Raw genomic sequence first — 15,682 nt, forward strand, 5'->3', positions numbered from 1 at the left:
AAGGGGCTTAAACGGGAATGCGGTGCGGACGGGCCTTCCGTCCAATTCCGCGGCTGTCCCTGCAACTGTAAGCGGCGAGCGCGATGCACTGGCTCCCCAATCGAGGGAGCAGCCACTGGACCATCGGTCCGGGAAGGCCGTGCATCACGCCCTGACCCGCGAGCCAGGAGACCTGCCGGCGCAACGGTCGCTCTTGCTTTGGTCCAGGGGATGGCCAGGGCACGGTATCTCTCCGTCTGAGCGACGAACCAAGCGGCAGGGGCCGCTTCGGTACGTGCGCGACGGCGAACAAGCGCCCGCCTCGCGTCTCGCACCGGCCGTTCGCGGCAGGCCCCCGCCCTCGTTGCACGGGCGCCGGGGGGACTACCCATGTTGAAGACCAGTTTCGTCTCGCTGCTCGCGATCGCCGCCGCCACGCCGGCCTTCGCCCAAGACGCGGTCCCGGCCAGCGACCCGCAGGATACGATTGTCGTCACCGCCTCGCGCTCGGGCGAAGGCACCGAACTCAAGGACCTGCCCGCCTCCGCCACGGTGATCACCGCGCAGCAGCTCGACCAGCGCCAGACCCGCATCGTCTCCGACGTGCTGCGCGACGTGCCCGGCGTCTCGGTCAGCCGGATCGGCGCGATCGGCGGCCAGACCCAGATCCGCATCCGCGGCTCGGAGAGCAACCACGTCCTCGTCCTGATCGACGGGATCGAGGCGGCCGATCCCTATTATGGCGAATATGACCTGGGCACGCTGATCGCCGATCCGGCGGCGCGCGTCGAAGTGCTGCGCGGCCAGCAGAGCTCGCTCTACGGATCGGACGCGATCGGCGGCGTAATCAACTACATCACGCTCTCGGGTCGCGAGGCGCCGGGCTACAGCGCGCGCATCGAAGGCGGCTCGTTCGGCACGATCAGCAGCGCGGCCCGCGCCGCCGGCGCCTCGGGCAACTTCGACTATGCGGTGTCGGGCAGCTGGTACCATACCAGAGGCTATCCCACCGCGCGCGGCGGCAGCCGCGACATCGGCTCCGACAATGTCGGCGCGACCACCAAGCTGAACTGGACTCCAGCCGAGAACTTCAAGCTGAGCGGCGTGCTGCGCTACAGCTATACCGATGCCGAGACCAACGACGCCGATGCCAATCCGGCGAGCCCGAGCTTCGGCTACACGATCGACAGCCCCGGCACCTATTTCACCAACGAAGCGCTTTACGGCCTGCTCAGCGCCGAGCTGACCGCGCTCGACGGGCGCTGGACCAACACGCTCTCCGGTCAGTTCTCGGACACCACGCGCAAGGGCTACAACGCCTTCGGCTTCAACTATGGCGACAAGGGCCAGCGCTACAAGGGATCCTTCGTGTCGAGCTTCCGCTTCGGCACCGACGCGATCAGCCACCGGCTGACCGGTGCGGTCGATTGGGAGCGCGAGCAGTTCCAGAACATCGCGCCGTCCACCGGCTCGCCCTATGACGCGTTCCGCGGCCGCCGCGACACCGACAATCTGGGCCTGGTCGGCCAGTATGAGCTGACCGCGGGCGGCTTCACCGGCGGTGCCTCGATCCGCTACGACGACAATAACCGCTTCGCCGACACCACCACCTGGCGCGTTCAGGCCGGCTATCGCCTGCCGACCGACACGCGCGTCCACGCCGCTTACGGCACCGGCGTGAAGAACCCCGGCTATTACGAGCTCTACGGCTATTCGAGCGGCACCTATATCGGCAATCCGGACCTGAAGCCGGAGAAGTCCGAGGGCTGGGAAGTCGGCGTCGACCAGAGCTTCTGGGACGACAAGGCCGTGATCGGCGCGACCTGGTTCGATTCTAAGCTGACCGACGAGATCTACACCAGCTATCCGGCGCCCAACTACACCGCGACGCCGGCCAACCGCGCCACCGATTCCAAGCAGCACGGCGTGGAAGTCACCGCCAGCCTGCGCCCGATCCGGCAAGTGCAGATCGAGGCGGTCTATACGCATCTTGATGCTACCGAGGACGGTGTCACCGAAGTCCGCCGCCCCGGCGACATTGCCAGCTTCAACGCCACGCTCTTCAGCAAGGACGAGCGCTTCTCGACCACGCTGACCGTGCGCTACAATGGCCGGATCGACGACGTCGCCTATACCGACCCGAGCTATGTGCCGGTGCGCGTGTCGCTCAAGCCCTTCACGCTGGTCAATCTCAACGCGCAGTACAAGCTGACCGATCGCTTTTCGGTATTCGGCCGCGTCGAGAACCTGTTCGACGTGAACTATGAGGAAGTGTTCAGCTTCGCGACCCCGGGTGCTGCCGTCTATGGCGGCGTCCGCGTGGCGTTCTGAATCATCAGGGGGAAGCGGCCGTGAAGCAGCGCACCGACGAAGAGCATAATGCCAAGATGAAGAAGCTTCAGGTCGCCCAGGCCAAGAAGCTTGCCACCAAGACGGTCGAGAAGGGCCTGATCATCGTCCATACCGGGCCGGGCAAGGGCAAGACCTCCGCCGCGCTCGGCATGGCCGTGCGTGCGATCGGGCACGGCATGAAGGTTGGCATGGTGCAGTTCGTGAAGGGCGCGATGGCCACCGGCGAGAAGGCGGTGTTCGACCGCTTCCCCGACCTGATCGAATTCAAGCCGATGGGCGAGGGCTTCACCTGGGACACGCAGGACCGCAGCCGCGACATCGCGGTGGCGCGCGAGGCGTGGGAAGAAGTGAAGCGGATGATCGCCGATCCCGAATACGCGATGGTGATCGCCGACGAGCTCAACATCGTGCTGCGCTACGATTATCTGCCGACCGAGGAAGTGCTCGAGGCGCTCGCCGCGAAGCCTGCAATGAAGCATGTCATCATCACCGGTCGCAACGCCCCCCAGGCGCTGATCGACGCCGCCGATCTCGTCACCGAGATGGCGCAGGTGAAGCACCCCTTCCGTGAACAGAACGTCAAGGCACAGGCGGGGATCGAGTTCTGATGGCTCCGGCCAAGCTCCTGGCCCTGCCGCTGCTCGCCCTGGGCGGCGCGGCGCTCTGGGCGAGCGCCCCCGCATCCGCGCCGCCCTCGACCAAGCCCGAGCGGATCGTCTCGCTCAACCTGTGTGCCGATCAGCTCGTTCTCGCGCTCGCCGATCGCAACCAGATCGCCGGACTCACCCGCAACGCCACCGACACCGAGATGTCGGGCGAGGCCATGAAGGCGCGCGGTCTGCCGGTGCTCAAGAACTCGGCCGAGCAAATCCTTGCGATCGATCCCGACCTGGTCGTCGGCATGCCGGCGAAGCGCAGCGCGGCGATGCGCGCGCTCAAGGGCCACAAGTACAACATGCTCGATCTCGAGACCGCCAATACGGTCGATGAGATCTATGCCTCGATCCGCCAGACAGCAGTGGCGGTCGGCCATCCCGAGCGCGGTGAAGCACTGGTCGCGAGGATGCAGGCGGCGCTGGCCAGGATCGGCAAGCCCGGCGGCGGCAAGGTCGCGGCCTATTACCAGCGCCGCGGCTTCATGACCGGCACCGGCACGCTGATCGACGACCTGATGCAGCGCATGGGACTGGTGAACCTGGCAGCGAAGCTCGACAAGCCGCCGCTCTCGCAGCTCAGCCTCGAGGAGATGGTCGCGGCCGGCCCCGATTACCTCATCGTCGAGAGCGCCACCGACAAGATCGCCGACCAGGGCACCGAGATGCTCCACCATCCGGCGATCGCCAACATCCCCCGTATCTCCATCCCCCAGGCATGGACCGTGTGCGGCAGCCCCGCCTATGTCGAGGCGGCCCAGGGGATGGCGACCCAACTTATCCGCTATCAGGATCGGACCCACGCCCGATGACCCTATCCCGTCCCTTGTTGATCGGCGGCCTGCTCGCTCTCACGCTCGTCGCGGCGATCGGATCCTTGCTGTTCGGCCCGGTCCATCTGTCACTCGCCCGGATGTTCGCCGCCTTTACCGGGCATGGTGACCGCATCGCCTCCACCATCCTGCTCGAACTGCGCCTGCCGCGCATGCTGCTCGGCCTCGGCGTCGGCGCGATGCTCGGCCTGGCCGGCGCGGCGCTGCAAGGGTATCTGCGCAACCCGCTCGCCGAGCCTTCGGTGCTCGGCACGTCAAACGCCGCGTCGCTCGGCGCGGTGGCGGCGCTCTATTTCGGGCTGGCCGAGTTGCATCCGATCGTACTCCCCGTACTGGCGGTGCTTGGCGCGCTGCTGTCGCTGGTCGGCCTGTCCGCACTTGCCGGACGCTCGGAAAGCCCGCTCACCCTGATCCTCGCCGGCATCGCCATCGCCACCTTGGCCACGGCGGGCGTGAGCCTGGCGCTCAACCTTTCGCCCAATCCCTTCGCGGCGATGGAGATCATGACCTGGCTGCTCGGCAGCCTGGAGAACCGCTCGTTCGAACATGTCTGGATCGCCTATCCCTGCATCGCGATCGGTGCGCTGCTGCTTTTCTGGGACGGCCGCGCGCTCGATGCGCTGACGCTCGGCGAGGACGGCGCCCAGGCGCTCGGCGTCGATATCCAGCGCACCCGCATCCGCCTGTTGCTCGGCACCGCGATCGGCGTCGGCGGCGCGGTCGCGGTATCGGGCGCGATCGGATTTGTCGGCCTGATCGTCCCGCATCTCGTCCGCCCGCTCACCGACCGGAGCCCCTCGGCGATCCTGCTGCCCTCCGCGATCGGCGGCGCCGCCCTGCTCACCTTCGCCGATCTCGCGGTGCGGCTTATCGATACCAAGAACGAGCTCAAGCTCGGCGTCGTGACCGCGTTCCTCGGCGTACCGGTCTTCCTGATCCACCTGATGCGGGAGCGCCGCCTGTGGTGAACATTCGTCTCGAACAGGTCGGCGTGTCGCTCGGCAAGCGCCATGTCGTCCGAAACGCCAGCGCAGCCTTCGTGTCCGGCACGCTCACCGGCATCGTCGGCCCCAATGGTGCGGGCAAGTCCACCCTCGCCCGCGCGATGCTGGCGCTGGTGCCGCATAGCGGGCGCATCCTTGTCGATGACGCCGACGTCGCGAGCATGGCGCGCGCGGAACTGGCCAGGCGTGTCGCCTATCTCCCCCAGGGCCAGACGCTGCACTGGCCGCTCACCGTCGAGCGGCTGGTCGAGCTTGGCCGCCTGCCGCATCTCGCGCCGATGTCGCGGATCGGCGAGGCCGATACCGCAGCGATCGAGCGGGCGATGGCGCGCGCCGATGTCGTTGGCTTGCGCGACCGCCCCGCCACCGAGCTTTCGGGCGGCGAGCGCGCCCGCGTCCTCCTCGCCCGCGCGCTCGCGGTGGAAGCCCCCGCACTGATCGCCGACGAGCCGCTCGCCAGCCTCGATCCCGGTCACCAGATCGACGTGATGGAGCTGCTCCAGTCCGAGGCCCGCGCCGGCGGTCTGGTGATCGCGGTGCTCCACGACCTGACCATGGCGGCGCGCTATTGCGACCGGCTGGTGCTGATCGACGGCGGCACCGTCGTCGCCGACGGGACGCCCGCCGAAGTTCTCACGCCCGCCAATCTCAAGTCGGTCTACGGCATCGAGGCGAAGGTAGAGCTCAGCGGCGACTGGCCGACGATCACCACTTTGGGCCGCAGCCGATGACCGATCCCGCCTTCTACCGCGAACAGGGCTATGCCGCCCTGCCACTGTTCGATCGCGCGCTGGTCGAGGCCGCACAGGCCGATATCGCCGAGCATATCGACCGGCTGTCGCACGCCTTCTACCTGCCTTTCGACAAGAGCTGCCCCGACGTCCCGCTCGCCGAACGGCTCGACCGGATCTATGCGAGCGACCGCAGCCAGGCGAACCTGCTGCGCGTCGCGATCTGCACCGATGCGCATCGCGGCCCCAGGCTGCAGGAGATCGCCAACGATCCGCGCCTGCTCGCCGAGGCCCAGCGGCTCAGCGAGCGCGAACTGGCCGGCAAGGTCGTCCGTATCCGCGCCAGCATCGCCAGCTTCCCCGAGCACCGCCACGCCTGGCACTCGGACGTTGCCCGCGACGACGGCACCTCGTGCGGGCAGGTCTGGACCACCGCCTGGATCCCGCTCTGCGACGCCGGGCCCGGCAATGGTGGGCTGGAGATCATCCCCGGCCGCCAGCCCGCGCCGCTCGCCAGCGAGACCGACCAGGGCCTTCGGATCACCGACGAGGCGATCGCCGGCATGCCCCGGCTCCAGCCCGAATGTCCGGCGGGCACCGTCCTGTTCCTCGATCGCTTCACGCCGCACCGCACGCTGCCGGCCGACAAGGCACGCTTCGCGCTTGTCGTCTGGATGAAGGCCGCCTAAGGGCAGCGCCGCGACAGGTTCCCCGGAGACGGGGATGAAAAGGGAACGGGAAAACCCCGGCTGCCCCTGCAACTGTAAGCGGTGAGTCATCGGCCATTTGCCATTGGGTGTTGCAGCCCGAGAAGGCGGCCGACCGGCATCGACCCGCGAGCCAGGAGACCTGCCCGTCGTGGTCGTCTTTCGTGCGGACAGGGTGTGCCGGACGGACGGGGGTGAACCCGAGCGACGACAAGGTTGGCCGCGCGCATGCGCGGACGCTGTCGTGCGCGCCCAACGGCCCCGGCAGCGTCCGCGCGTACCCGGCATGTCGATTGGGTCGAATAATGCTGAAGTCCGTTTTCCGTCTCTCCGTTTCTGTTCTCGCCCTCGCCGCAGCTCCCGCCGCCTTCGCGCAGCAGGCCGCCGCACCCGATGCCGCCGCCACCGAGAGCAACGACGACATCGTCGTCACCGCCACCCGCGCGCCGGTGAACATCGACCAGGTTCCCGCCTCGATCACCGTGCTCGACAAGGCCGCGATCGATCGCAGCCAGGATGTCGGCGCGACCGAACTCCTGCTCCGCACGCCCGGCATCAGCATCTCGCGCAACGGCGGCTATGGCACTTCGACCTCGCTGCGCATCCGCGGCGCCGAATCCGACCAGACCGTGGTGGTGATCGATGGCGTGAAGCTCAACGATCCGGCGGCCACCGGCGGCGGCTACAACTTCGCCAACATGCTGATCGGTGACAGCGCGCGCATCGAAGTGCTGCGTGGGCCCCAGTCGATCCTCTGGGGCAGCCAGGCGATCGGCGGCGTGGTCAACATCGTCACCGCCACGCCCGAAAAGCCGCTCGAGGGCAGCTTCGACATCGAGGCCGGCTCGCGCGAGACGGTCAGCGCCCGCGCTGCGATCGGCGGCAAGACCGGCCCGCTCGCCTGGCGCATCGGCGGCCAGCGCTTCACCACCGCGGGCATCTCGGCGATCGCCCCTGAATTCGGCGGCAAGGAAGCCGATGGCTACACCAACAGCAGCGCCAGCGGCCGCGCCGAGCTGACGCTCACCAGCAACCTGAGCGTCGAGGTCCGCGGCTATTATTCGAACGGCCGTACCGAGATCGATTCGACCAGCGGCGACAATAGCGACTATTCGACCAACGAGGAGTTTGTCGGCTATGCGGGCATCAACCTGTCGCTGCTCGACGGGCGTTTCCGCAACCGCTTCGCCTATGCCTATACCGACACCGATCGCGACAGCTACGGCCCGACCCGCGCCCGCCCGCTCAGCTTCGAGTCCGACGGCAAGAACAAGCGCTTCGAGTACCAGGGCAGCTTCGCCTTCACGAAGCAGATCTCCGCGGTGTTCGGCGTCGAGAACGAGAATTCGGACTTCCGCAGCCGCTCGCCCGCCGCGTCGCTGGCAACGCCGCTGCCGGCCTTTGCGCGCGGCGAGGCCGAGCTGACCAGCGCCTATGCCCAGCTCAGCGTCGAGCCGATCACCGGCCTGACACTGAACGGCGGCATCCGCTATGACGATCACAGCCGCTTCGGCGGGCAGACCCTGTTCCAGGCCGGCGGCGTGTGGCGCCTGCCGACCGGTACAATCCTGCGGGCCAACTATGGTGAAGGCTTCAAGGCGCCCTCGCTGTACCAGCAGTTCAGCGAATACGGGAACACTGCGCTGGACCCGGAACAGGCCAAGGGCTGGGAAGCCGGCGTCGAGCAGCAGCTGTTCGGCCGCAAGCTGGTGTTCGGCGCCACCTGGTTCGAGCGCAAGACCACCAGCCAGATCATCTTCAACAGCTGCACCACGACCTCGACCGTGCCGCTCTGCTTCGTGCCGGGCAGCACCACCGTGCGCCGCTTCGGCTATTATTCGAACGTCTCGCGTGCCGAAGCACATGGCATCGAGGCTTCGGGCGCGCTCAACCTGGGCGGCTTCACCCTGGACGGCAACTACAGCTGGACCGTCGCCGAGGATCGCTCGGCCGGCACCGCGACCTTCGGCAAGTGGCTGCCGCGCCGCCCGCAGAATACCGCGAACGGCTCGATCAGCTACGCCTTCCCGTTCGGCCTGACCACCGGCGCGGCGGTGCGCTGGTCCGGCCACAGCTTCGACAATGCGGCGAACACCACCAGGCTCGACGACTATACGCTGGTCGACCTGCGCGCCGAGCTCAAGGCCGGTGACAATCTCAGCGTGTTCGCCCGCGCCGAGAACCTGTTCGACGAGAAGTACATGACCGCCTATCGCTACGGCACGCTGGGCCGCAGCATCTATGCCGGCATCCGCGGGCGCTTCTGATGGGAGAAGGCAATATGACGCAGGCACGCGCATCCACGCTGTGGATCATGCTGCTTACCCTGGCGAGCATGGCGACCAGCTTCGCTCTTGCCTGCACGGCTCCGGTTGCGGCGCTCGCCGCGCTGGCGGCAGTGCATATGCGCCGGCGCGACGGGATCGCGCTGGCGCTCGCCGCCTGGGGCGCCAACCAGGCGGTCGGCTTCCTGTTCCTCCACTATCCGCATGATCCCAAGACGCTCCTCTGGGGCGTCGGGCTCGGCACCGCGGCGGCCGGATCGGCGATCGGCGCCTATGCCGCGCTCGGCCGGCTCCGGATCCAATCGACCGTCGCGAAACTGGCCATCGCCTATGTCGCGGCGTTCGTTGCCGGCAAGCTGGTCACCCTGTGCTGGGCAGCGGTGCTGGGCGGCGTGGCGATCACGCTCCACCCCGGCTATTCGCTCGACCAGTTCCTGCGCAACGGCGCGATCCTGATCGGGCTCTATGCCTTTTACCGGCTGCTGGTCGCGCTCGGCTTGCCGGCACCGGGCGGCAAGCTGGCCACCGCCTGATGCTTACCCGCGTCGCGGACGGCCCGGCGGTCGTCGCCTGCAACACCTGTCGCCATTCCGCGGACTCCCGCGAGGATGGCGCAGGCGTGCGCGGCGGCGCCCGGCTGGTCGCGGCGCTCCGGGCCGTGCAGGCGAAGGATCCGCGCTATGCCGGTGTCGCGGTGCAGGAAATGCCGTGTCTGTTCGCCTGCACCGATCACTGCACCGTCCATCTGCGCGCGCCCGACAAGGTCGGCTATGTCCTGGGCCGGTTCACGCCCGACGAGGACAGCGCACGCGCCATTCTCGACTATGCCGTGCACTATGCAGCCAGCGAGCATGGCCGTGTCCCCTATTCCGCCTGGCCCGAGGGAATTAAGGGCCATTTCATCACGCGCACCCCGCCCCCAGGATTCGTCGCAGAATGATCTTCGCCTCGCCCGCCGATTTCCGTGTCGCGCTCGCCGATCTTTGTGTTCCGGACGAAGGCGCCATCGCTGCGGCGCGCGCCCGCCAGGCCGAGCTGACCAAGCCGGCAGGCTCGCTCGGCCGGCTCGAGGAGCTCGCGGTCTTTATCGCCGGCTGGCAGGGCAATCCGCGCCCCACTATCAAGCGCGCCCGTACCGCGATCTTCGCCGGCAACCACGGCGTGACCGTCCACGGCGTCAGTGCCTTCCCGGCCAGCGTGACCGTCCAGATGGTCGCCAATTTCGAGGCCGGCGGCGCGGCGATCAACGCCCTGTCCGGCGCGGCCGGCCTTGAGCTCGAAGTGACCGCGCTCGATCTCGACACCCCCACCGCCGATTTCACCATCGCCCCGGCAATGACCGAGGCCGAGTGCCTTGCCGCGCTCAACGCCGGTGCAGCCGTAGTGGGCAACGACCTTGACCTGCTCACCGTAGGCGAGATGGGCATCGGCAATTCCACCGCCGCCGCCGCGCTCTGCCTGCGCGCCTTTGGCGGCACCGCGGCAGAGTGGATCGGCCCGGGCACCGGCGTCGATGCCGAAGGTATCGCCCGCAAGACCGCGGTCGTGGAGCGTGCACGCGCCTTCCACGCCGATGGGCCGGCGGACGCCTTCGAGACGCTGCGCCGGGTCGGCGGGCGCGAGATCGCGGCGATCGCCGGTGCCGTGTTGCACGCCCGGCAGCTCGGCATCCCCGTGGTGCTCGACGGCTTCATCAGCAGCGCGGCCGTGGCCCCGCTCGCAGCAGACAATGTCGAGATCACCGATCATTGCATCGCCGGCCATGTCTCGGCGGAGCCCGGCCATGTCCGGCTGCTCGCCAGGCTCGGCCTGGATCCGCTGCTCGAACTCGGCATGCGGCTCGGCGAAGGCAGCGGCGGAGCGCTCGCGGTGAACCTGATCCGCTCGGCACTGGCCGCGCACAACCAGATGGCGACATTTGCCGAGGCACAGGTCGCCGCCAAGCTGTGACGCCCTGGACACTGCATCTGCTGCGCCACGGTGCACCGGCTTTGCCCGGACGGTTGATGGGGCGCACCGATTGCGGATCGACACCCGAAGGGATCGCCGCCTGCGTCGCGCGTGCTGCCGGTCTGGATATCGAGCGGATCGTCAGTTCCGATCTCCAGCGTGCGCGCCACGCCGCCGCCGCGATCGCCGACGCCGGCAGGATCTGGCCCGCTGTCGACCCGCGCTGGCGCGAACTCGATTTCGGGGCCTGGGACGGGTTGGCGCCGGACGAGGTCGAGTCCGGCGCGATGCTGCGCTTCTGGGAAGACCCCGACGCCAATCCGCCGCCCGGCGGCGAGCGCTGGTCGGAGCTGGTCGCGCGCGTCTCCGCCGCGATTGCCGAACTCGAACCCGCGCCCACGCTGGTCGTTACCCATGGCGGCGCGATCCGCGCGGCGCTGCATCTGCTGTGCGGCTTCGGCCAGCACAAGCTCTGGGCCTTCGACCTGCCCTATGCGGCTTTGGTCTCGCTGCGCGTATGGCCAGGCGAGAAGCCGAGCGCCCAGATTTCCGGGCTCGTCACATGAAGGGCCTGATCGTCGCGATCCAGTTCCTGACTCGACTCCCGACTCCACGCCTGCCGGTGAGCGGCGCCGAGTTCGCCGCGTCGATGCGCTGGTTCCCGGCGGTCGGCCTGATCATCGGTGCCCTCGTCGCGGGCGGATGCTGGCTCGGCGCCGCGATCGATCCCTGGAGCGGTGCGCTCGCCGGGCTGGTGCTGTGGGTAGCGGTCACCGGCGCGCTGCATCTCGACGGACTCGGCGACATCGCCGATGCGGCGGGCGCCGCGCACAAGGACCGAGACCGCGTCCTTGCGGTGCTCTCCGATCCGCATATCGGCAGCTTCGGCGCGGTGGCGATCGGCGTGCAGCTCATCGCCAAGCTGATACTGCTTCACGCCCTGGTCGCGACGAGTGCCTGGCTGGCCATCGTGCTGATCCCCTTTGCTGCGCGCATCGCCCCGCTGTTCTGGACGCGCTGGCTGCCCGACCTCCATGCCGGCCTCGCCTCGCGCTTCCGCGACGCGGTGCGCCCGCTCGACCTGGCGATCTGGAGCGTGGCGCTGCTTGCCGCCTGCTGGTTCTCGCCGAGCCTGATCGCCGCGCCCCTGCTGTGGTTCGGCTGGGCGGCCTGGCTGTGGCGCAAGCTTGGCGGCATATCGGGCGACGGCCACGGCGCCGGGATCGAGCTGACCGAGACCGGTCTGCTGCTCGCCGCGCTGCTGCTGGTCCGCTTCGCATGAGCGCCAGCTGGACCTGGCACGGCGGCGGCATGGAAGCCGCCCGCACGCATTTCGGCGGCGAGGACTGGATCGATCTTTCGACCGGCATCAACCCCCACCCCTGGCCCGGCACCAACGCCCTGGCCATCGACTGGCAGCGCCTGCCGGAGCGGCATGAACTGGCCGGACTCGAGGCCGCCGCCGCCGACTATTTCGAGGTCGACCCGCGCCATGTCTGCGCGGTGCCCGGCACCGAAATCGGGCTGCGGCTCGCGGGTGGCCTTGTCGGCGGCAGCGCGCACTATGTCGCGCCGACCTATCGCACCCATGGCGAGATGATCGCCGGCGCAATCCGGATGACACTCGACGCGGCCGGTGCCGGCACGGTGATCCTCGCCAACCCCAACAATCCCGACGGCCGCGCCCTTTCGTCCGCGCAGCTTCGCGGCCTGCTCGACCGTCGCGATCCCGGCGCCTGGCTGCTGCTCGACGAAGCCTTTGCCGATGTCGATCCCGCGCTGAGCCTGGCGGGTGCGATCGACGATGCCCGGCCGCTGATGATCTTCCGCTCCTTCGGCAAGTTCTTCGGGCTGGCCGGCGTACGGCTCGGCTTCGTCCTCGGCCCCAGCCCGATGCTCGACGCGATCCGCGCGGCTCTTGGCGCCTGGCCGGTCTCCGCTGCCGCGATCGCGATCGGCACCGCGGCCTATCGCGATCGCTCCTGGACCGAGGCCATGCGCGCTCGGCTTAGGAATGACGCCGCCGCGCTCGACGCCGTGCTTGCCGCTGCCGGACACGCCGCGATCGGCGCCTGCCCGCTCTTCCGCCTGATCGAAGTGCCGAGCGGCATTGCGCTGTTCGAGCAGCTCGCCCGCCACGCCATCCTGACCCGCCCCTTCGCCGAGCAGCCCCGCTGGCTGCGCATCGGCCTGCCCTCGACGGGCGAAGCACTCGCCCGGCTCGAAACGGCGCTTCGTGGCTGAGCCGGTCGCCCTCGCCGCGCTCGCGCTCGACGCCACGCTGGGCTGGCCCGGCAAGCTCTACCGCCGGATCGGCCATCCCGTCGGCCTGTTCGCGGCGATCATCGGCACCTGCGAGAAGCTCTGGAACCGCCGCGAGCGCGGCTTCGCAGCGCGGCGCACACTCGGTGTCCTGACGGTCCTGCTGCTCGTCATCCTGATCGGTGGCACCGCCTGGCTCATCCAGAGCCTGCTGCTGCACCATCTCGGCACCTGGGGCTGGCTCGCCGTCGCACTGCTCGCCTGGCCGGCCCTCGCCCAACGCAGCCTGTTCGACCATGTCCGCCCGGTCGCCCGGGCACTGGCCCCCGGCAACCTGCCCGAAGCCCGCCGCGAAGTCGGCAAGATCGTCGGCCGCGACACGGAACAGCTCGACGCGCCCGGCATCGCCCGTGCCGCGATCGAAAGCCTGGCCGAGAGTTTCTGCGACGGCGTGGTCGCTCCCGCCTTCTGGCTGCTACTGCTCGGCCTGCCCGGGGTGTGGACCTACAAGGCGATCAACACCGCGGACTCGATGATCGGCCACCGCGAGGAGCGCTGGCGCGCATTCGGCTGGGCGGCGGCGCGCAGCGACGACCTGCTCAACCTGATCCCCGCCCGCCTTTCCGGCCTGCTGCTCTGCCTCGCCGCGCCGGGGGGCTGGCGGACATTGCTACGCGACTCGCACAAACATGCCTCGCCCAATGCCGGCTGGCCCGAGGCGGCGATGGCGGGCGCCCTGGGGCTGCGCCTGGCCGGCCCGATCGCCTATGACGGCGCGGTGCAGAACAAACCCTGGATCGGCGACGGCCGCAGCGACGCGAACGCAGGCGACATCGCCCGCGCGCTGCACCTCTATGTCCGCGCCTGCCTGCTGCTCTGGATCATCGCGGGAGTTGTCGCATGGGCGCGCTGATGCTGCAGGGCACCGGCTCCGATGTCGGCAAGTCGGTGCTGGTCGCCGGGCTCTGCCGCGCCTTCGCCAATCGCGGGCTCACCGTACGCCCGTTCAAGCCGCAGAACATGTCGAACAACGCCGCGGTGACCAGCGATGGCGGCGAGATCGGCCGCGCCCAGGCGCTCCAGGCCATCGCCTGCCGAGTCCCGCCGCATACCGACATGAACCCGGTGCTGCTCAAGCCCCAGGCCGATCGCACCTCGCAGCTGATCGTGCACGGCAAGGTGCGCGGTACGCTCGGTTCGGGCAACTTCCGTCAGGCGCGCGGCAGCCTGATCGGCGAGGTGCTGGAGAGCTATCAGCGCCTGCGCGGGCAATGCGACCTGGTCGTGGTCGAAGGCGCCGGCTCCCCGGCGGAGATCAACCTGCGCGCCGGCGACATTGCGAATATGGGCTTTGCCCGCGCCGCCAATGTGCCGGTGGTGCTGGTGGGTGACATCGATCGCGGCGGCGTGATCGCGGCGATCGTCGGCACCCGCGCGGTGATCGAGCCCGAGGATGCGGAGATGATCCGCGGCTTCCTGATCAACAAGTTCCGCGGCGACCCCGCGCTGTTCGAGGATGGCTATCGCGCGATCGAGCAGCGCGCCGGCTGGCGCGGCTTCGGGGTGATCCCCTGGCTGCCCGCCACCGTCCGCCTGCCGAGCGAGGACGCCGTCATTCTCGATCGCACCGCCTCGCGCGGGGAAGGGCGCAAGCTGGTCGCGTGCCCGATCCTGCCGCGCATCGCCAATTTCGACGACCTCGATCCGTTGCAGCTCGAGCCCGGCGTCGAACTGGTCATGATCCCGCCCGGCACGCCGATCCCGGGAGACGCCGCGCTGGTCGTGCTGCCCGGCTCCAAGGCGACGGTCGCCGACCTCGCCTTCCTGCGCTCCCAAGGCTGGGACGTCGACATCCTGGCGCATCATCGCCGCGGCGGCGCGGTGCTCGGCCTGTGCGGCGGCTACCAGATGCTCGGCCGCACGGTTGCCGATCCGCTGGGAATCGAGGGGCCGTCGGGCGAAGTCGCCGGTCTCGGCCTGCTCGATGTCGAGACCAGCCTCGCCCCCGCCAAGATACTGCGCCATGCCAGCGGCACCGCGCTCGGCGCGCCGGTGACCGGCTACGAGATGCATATGGGCGAAACGACCGGCCCGGACACTGCCCGTCCCTTCGCCGATCTCGACGGGCTCGGCCCCGAAGGCGCGGTCAGCCGCGACGCTTCGGTGATGGGCAGCTATCTCCATGGCCTGCTCGCCACGCCCGAGATGCGCACCGCCCTGCTCGCCCGGATCGGCGTGGCCGGCGCGGGGCGCGACTATCACGCCGATGTCGATGCCGCGCTCGACGAGATCGCCGGCGAACTCGAGCGCCACGCCGATGTCGACGCGCTGCTCCAGCTTGCCCGGGAGGCCCGATGACAAAGCTGTTCGTTCTCGGCGGCGCCCGCTCGGGCAAGAGCCGCTACGCCCAGCAGCGCGCCGAGGCGCTCGCCGGCCGCCATGTCTTCATTGCCACCGCCGAGGCATGGGATGAGGAAATGGCCGATCGCATCGCCCGCCACCGCGCGGACCGTGACGCCCGCTGGCAGACGGTGGATGCTCCGCGCGACCTCGTCGCCGCGCTTGATGCGGCGAGCGGCACCAGCGCGGTGGTGCTGGTCGATTGCCTGACGCTCTGGGCCAGCAACCTGCTGCTCTCCGATGCCGATATGGATGCCGCCACCGTAGCGCTGGCCGAAGCCATCGCCCGATTCGACGGAGCGCTGATCCTCGTCGCCAACGAAGTCGGCCTCGGCATCGTCCCCGACAATGCACTGGCCCGCCGTTTCCGCGACGCCGCCGGGCGGATCAACCAGGCCGTGGCGGCGATCGCCGGCGAAGTGATGCTGGTGGTCGCCGGCCTGCCGATGCGCGTCAAGTAACTCTTTCGGAGTGCTGGAGCGCTCCGGGGCGGCGTGATATTCCAGAGATGCTGCTTGGGGAGTTC

16 protein-coding genes and 2 riboswitches are annotated in these 15,682 nt (G+C 69.1%); all 16 genes read left to right on the forward strand.

Annotation, left to right across the window (positions count from 1 at the left end):
• Window positions 1-194: riboswitch (cobalamin riboswitch) on the forward strand. This riboswitch is flagged as partial in the annotation.
• A gap of 175 nt (window positions 195-369) precedes the next feature.
• The 16 genes from AAHM44_RS02030 (at window position 370) to cobU (ending at window position 15,617) form a co-directional block, all read left to right on the forward strand.
• Window positions 370-2,310 carry a TonB-dependent receptor plug domain-containing protein gene (locus AAHM44_RS02030; RefSeq protein WP_342248842.1) on the forward strand — a complete coding sequence of 647 codons (1,941 nt, stop codon included), beginning with the start codon at window positions 370-372 and terminating at the stop codon, window positions 2,308-2,310.
• A 20-nt stretch (window positions 2,311-2,330) separates the two neighbouring features.
• Complete coding sequence (cobO, locus tag AAHM44_RS02035; protein ID WP_269573806.1) at window positions 2,331-2,939, forward strand: cob(I)yrinic acid a,c-diamide adenosyltransferase; 609 nt, start codon at window positions 2,331-2,333, stop codon at window positions 2,937-2,939.
• Complete coding sequence (locus AAHM44_RS02040) at window positions 2,939-3,796, forward strand: ABC transporter substrate-binding protein (protein WP_269573805.1); 858 nt, start codon at window positions 2,939-2,941, stop codon at window positions 3,794-3,796. The genes cobO and AAHM44_RS02040 overlap by 1 nt, the downstream gene beginning before the upstream one ends.
• Complete coding sequence (locus AAHM44_RS02045; RefSeq protein WP_269573804.1) at window positions 3,793-4,785, forward strand: FecCD family ABC transporter permease; 993 nt, start codon at window positions 3,793-3,795, stop codon at window positions 4,783-4,785. The genes AAHM44_RS02040 and AAHM44_RS02045 overlap by 4 nt, the downstream gene beginning before the upstream one ends.
• On the forward strand, window positions 4,779-5,552 hold the full coding sequence (locus tag AAHM44_RS02050) for an ABC transporter ATP-binding protein (RefSeq protein ID WP_342248843.1): 774 nt from the start codon (window positions 4,779-4,781) through the stop codon (window positions 5,550-5,552). The genes AAHM44_RS02045 and AAHM44_RS02050 overlap by 7 nt, the downstream gene beginning before the upstream one ends.
• Window positions 5,549-6,241, forward strand: a complete 693-nt coding sequence (locus AAHM44_RS02055) for a phytanoyl-CoA dioxygenase family protein (protein ID WP_342248844.1) — start codon at window positions 5,549-5,551, stop codon at window positions 6,239-6,241. Before AAHM44_RS02050 ends, AAHM44_RS02055 begins: the two co-directional genes overlap by 4 nt.
• Window positions 6,240-6,423, forward strand: a riboswitch (cobalamin riboswitch). (Overlaps the previous gene by 2 nt.)
• A 141-nt stretch (window positions 6,424-6,564) precedes the next feature.
• Window positions 6,565-8,526, forward strand: coding sequence for a TonB-dependent receptor plug domain-containing protein (locus AAHM44_RS02060; protein ID WP_342248845.1), 1,962 nt, complete (start codon window positions 6,565-6,567; stop codon window positions 8,524-8,526).
• 14 nt (window positions 8,527-8,540) lie between these two features.
• A complete protein-coding gene (locus tag AAHM44_RS02065; protein ID WP_342248846.1) occupies window positions 8,541-9,077 on the forward strand; it encodes a hypothetical protein in 537 nt (178 codons plus the stop codon).
• Complete coding sequence (locus AAHM44_RS02070) at window positions 9,077-9,484, forward strand: DUF1636 domain-containing protein (protein WP_342248847.1); 408 nt, start codon at window positions 9,077-9,079, stop codon at window positions 9,482-9,484. The genes AAHM44_RS02065 and AAHM44_RS02070 overlap by 1 nt, the downstream gene beginning before the upstream one ends.
• Window positions 9,481-10,494 (forward strand): nicotinate-nucleotide--dimethylbenzimidazole phosphoribosyltransferase, encoded by a 1,014-nt coding sequence (gene cobT / locus AAHM44_RS02075; RefSeq protein WP_342248848.1) that lies wholly within the window; start codon window positions 9,481-9,483, stop codon window positions 10,492-10,494. The genes AAHM44_RS02070 and cobT overlap by 4 nt, the downstream gene beginning before the upstream one ends.
• Window positions 10,491-11,060, forward strand: a complete 570-nt coding sequence (locus tag AAHM44_RS02080; RefSeq protein ID WP_342248849.1) for a histidine phosphatase family protein — start codon at window positions 10,491-10,493, stop codon at window positions 11,058-11,060. The genes cobT and AAHM44_RS02080 overlap by 4 nt, the downstream gene beginning before the upstream one ends.
• A complete protein-coding gene (locus AAHM44_RS02085) occupies window positions 11,057-11,776 on the forward strand; it encodes an adenosylcobinamide-GDP ribazoletransferase (RefSeq protein ID WP_269573796.1) in 720 nt (239 codons plus the stop codon). Before AAHM44_RS02080 ends, AAHM44_RS02085 begins: the two co-directional genes overlap by 4 nt.
• Complete coding sequence (locus tag AAHM44_RS02090; protein WP_342248850.1) at window positions 11,773-12,738, forward strand: aminotransferase class I/II-fold pyridoxal phosphate-dependent enzyme; 966 nt, start codon at window positions 11,773-11,775, stop codon at window positions 12,736-12,738. The genes AAHM44_RS02085 and AAHM44_RS02090 overlap by 4 nt, the downstream gene beginning before the upstream one ends.
• Window positions 12,731-13,669 (forward strand): adenosylcobinamide-phosphate synthase CbiB, encoded by a 939-nt coding sequence (gene cbiB, locus AAHM44_RS02095; protein WP_342248851.1) that lies wholly within the window; start codon window positions 12,731-12,733, stop codon window positions 13,667-13,669. The genes AAHM44_RS02090 and cbiB overlap by 8 nt, the downstream gene beginning before the upstream one ends.
• Window positions 13,657-15,114, forward strand: a complete 1,458-nt coding sequence (locus AAHM44_RS02100; RefSeq protein WP_342248852.1) for a cobyric acid synthase — start codon at window positions 13,657-13,659, stop codon at window positions 15,112-15,114. Before cbiB ends, AAHM44_RS02100 begins: the two co-directional genes overlap by 13 nt.
• Window positions 15,111-15,617: a bifunctional adenosylcobinamide kinase/adenosylcobinamide-phosphate guanylyltransferase gene (cobU, locus tag AAHM44_RS02105; RefSeq protein WP_342248853.1), complete on the forward strand. Its 507-nt coding sequence runs from the start codon at window positions 15,111-15,113 to the stop codon at window positions 15,615-15,617. The genes AAHM44_RS02100 and cobU overlap by 4 nt, the downstream gene beginning before the upstream one ends.
• Window positions 15,618-15,682 lie beyond the last annotated feature (65 nt).

This window comes from Sphingomonas sp. OTU376 (assembly GCF_038440415.1).
Taxonomy (GTDB): domain Bacteria; phylum Pseudomonadota; class Alphaproteobacteria; order Sphingomonadales; family Sphingomonadaceae; genus Sphingomonas; species Sphingomonas kyeonggiensis_A.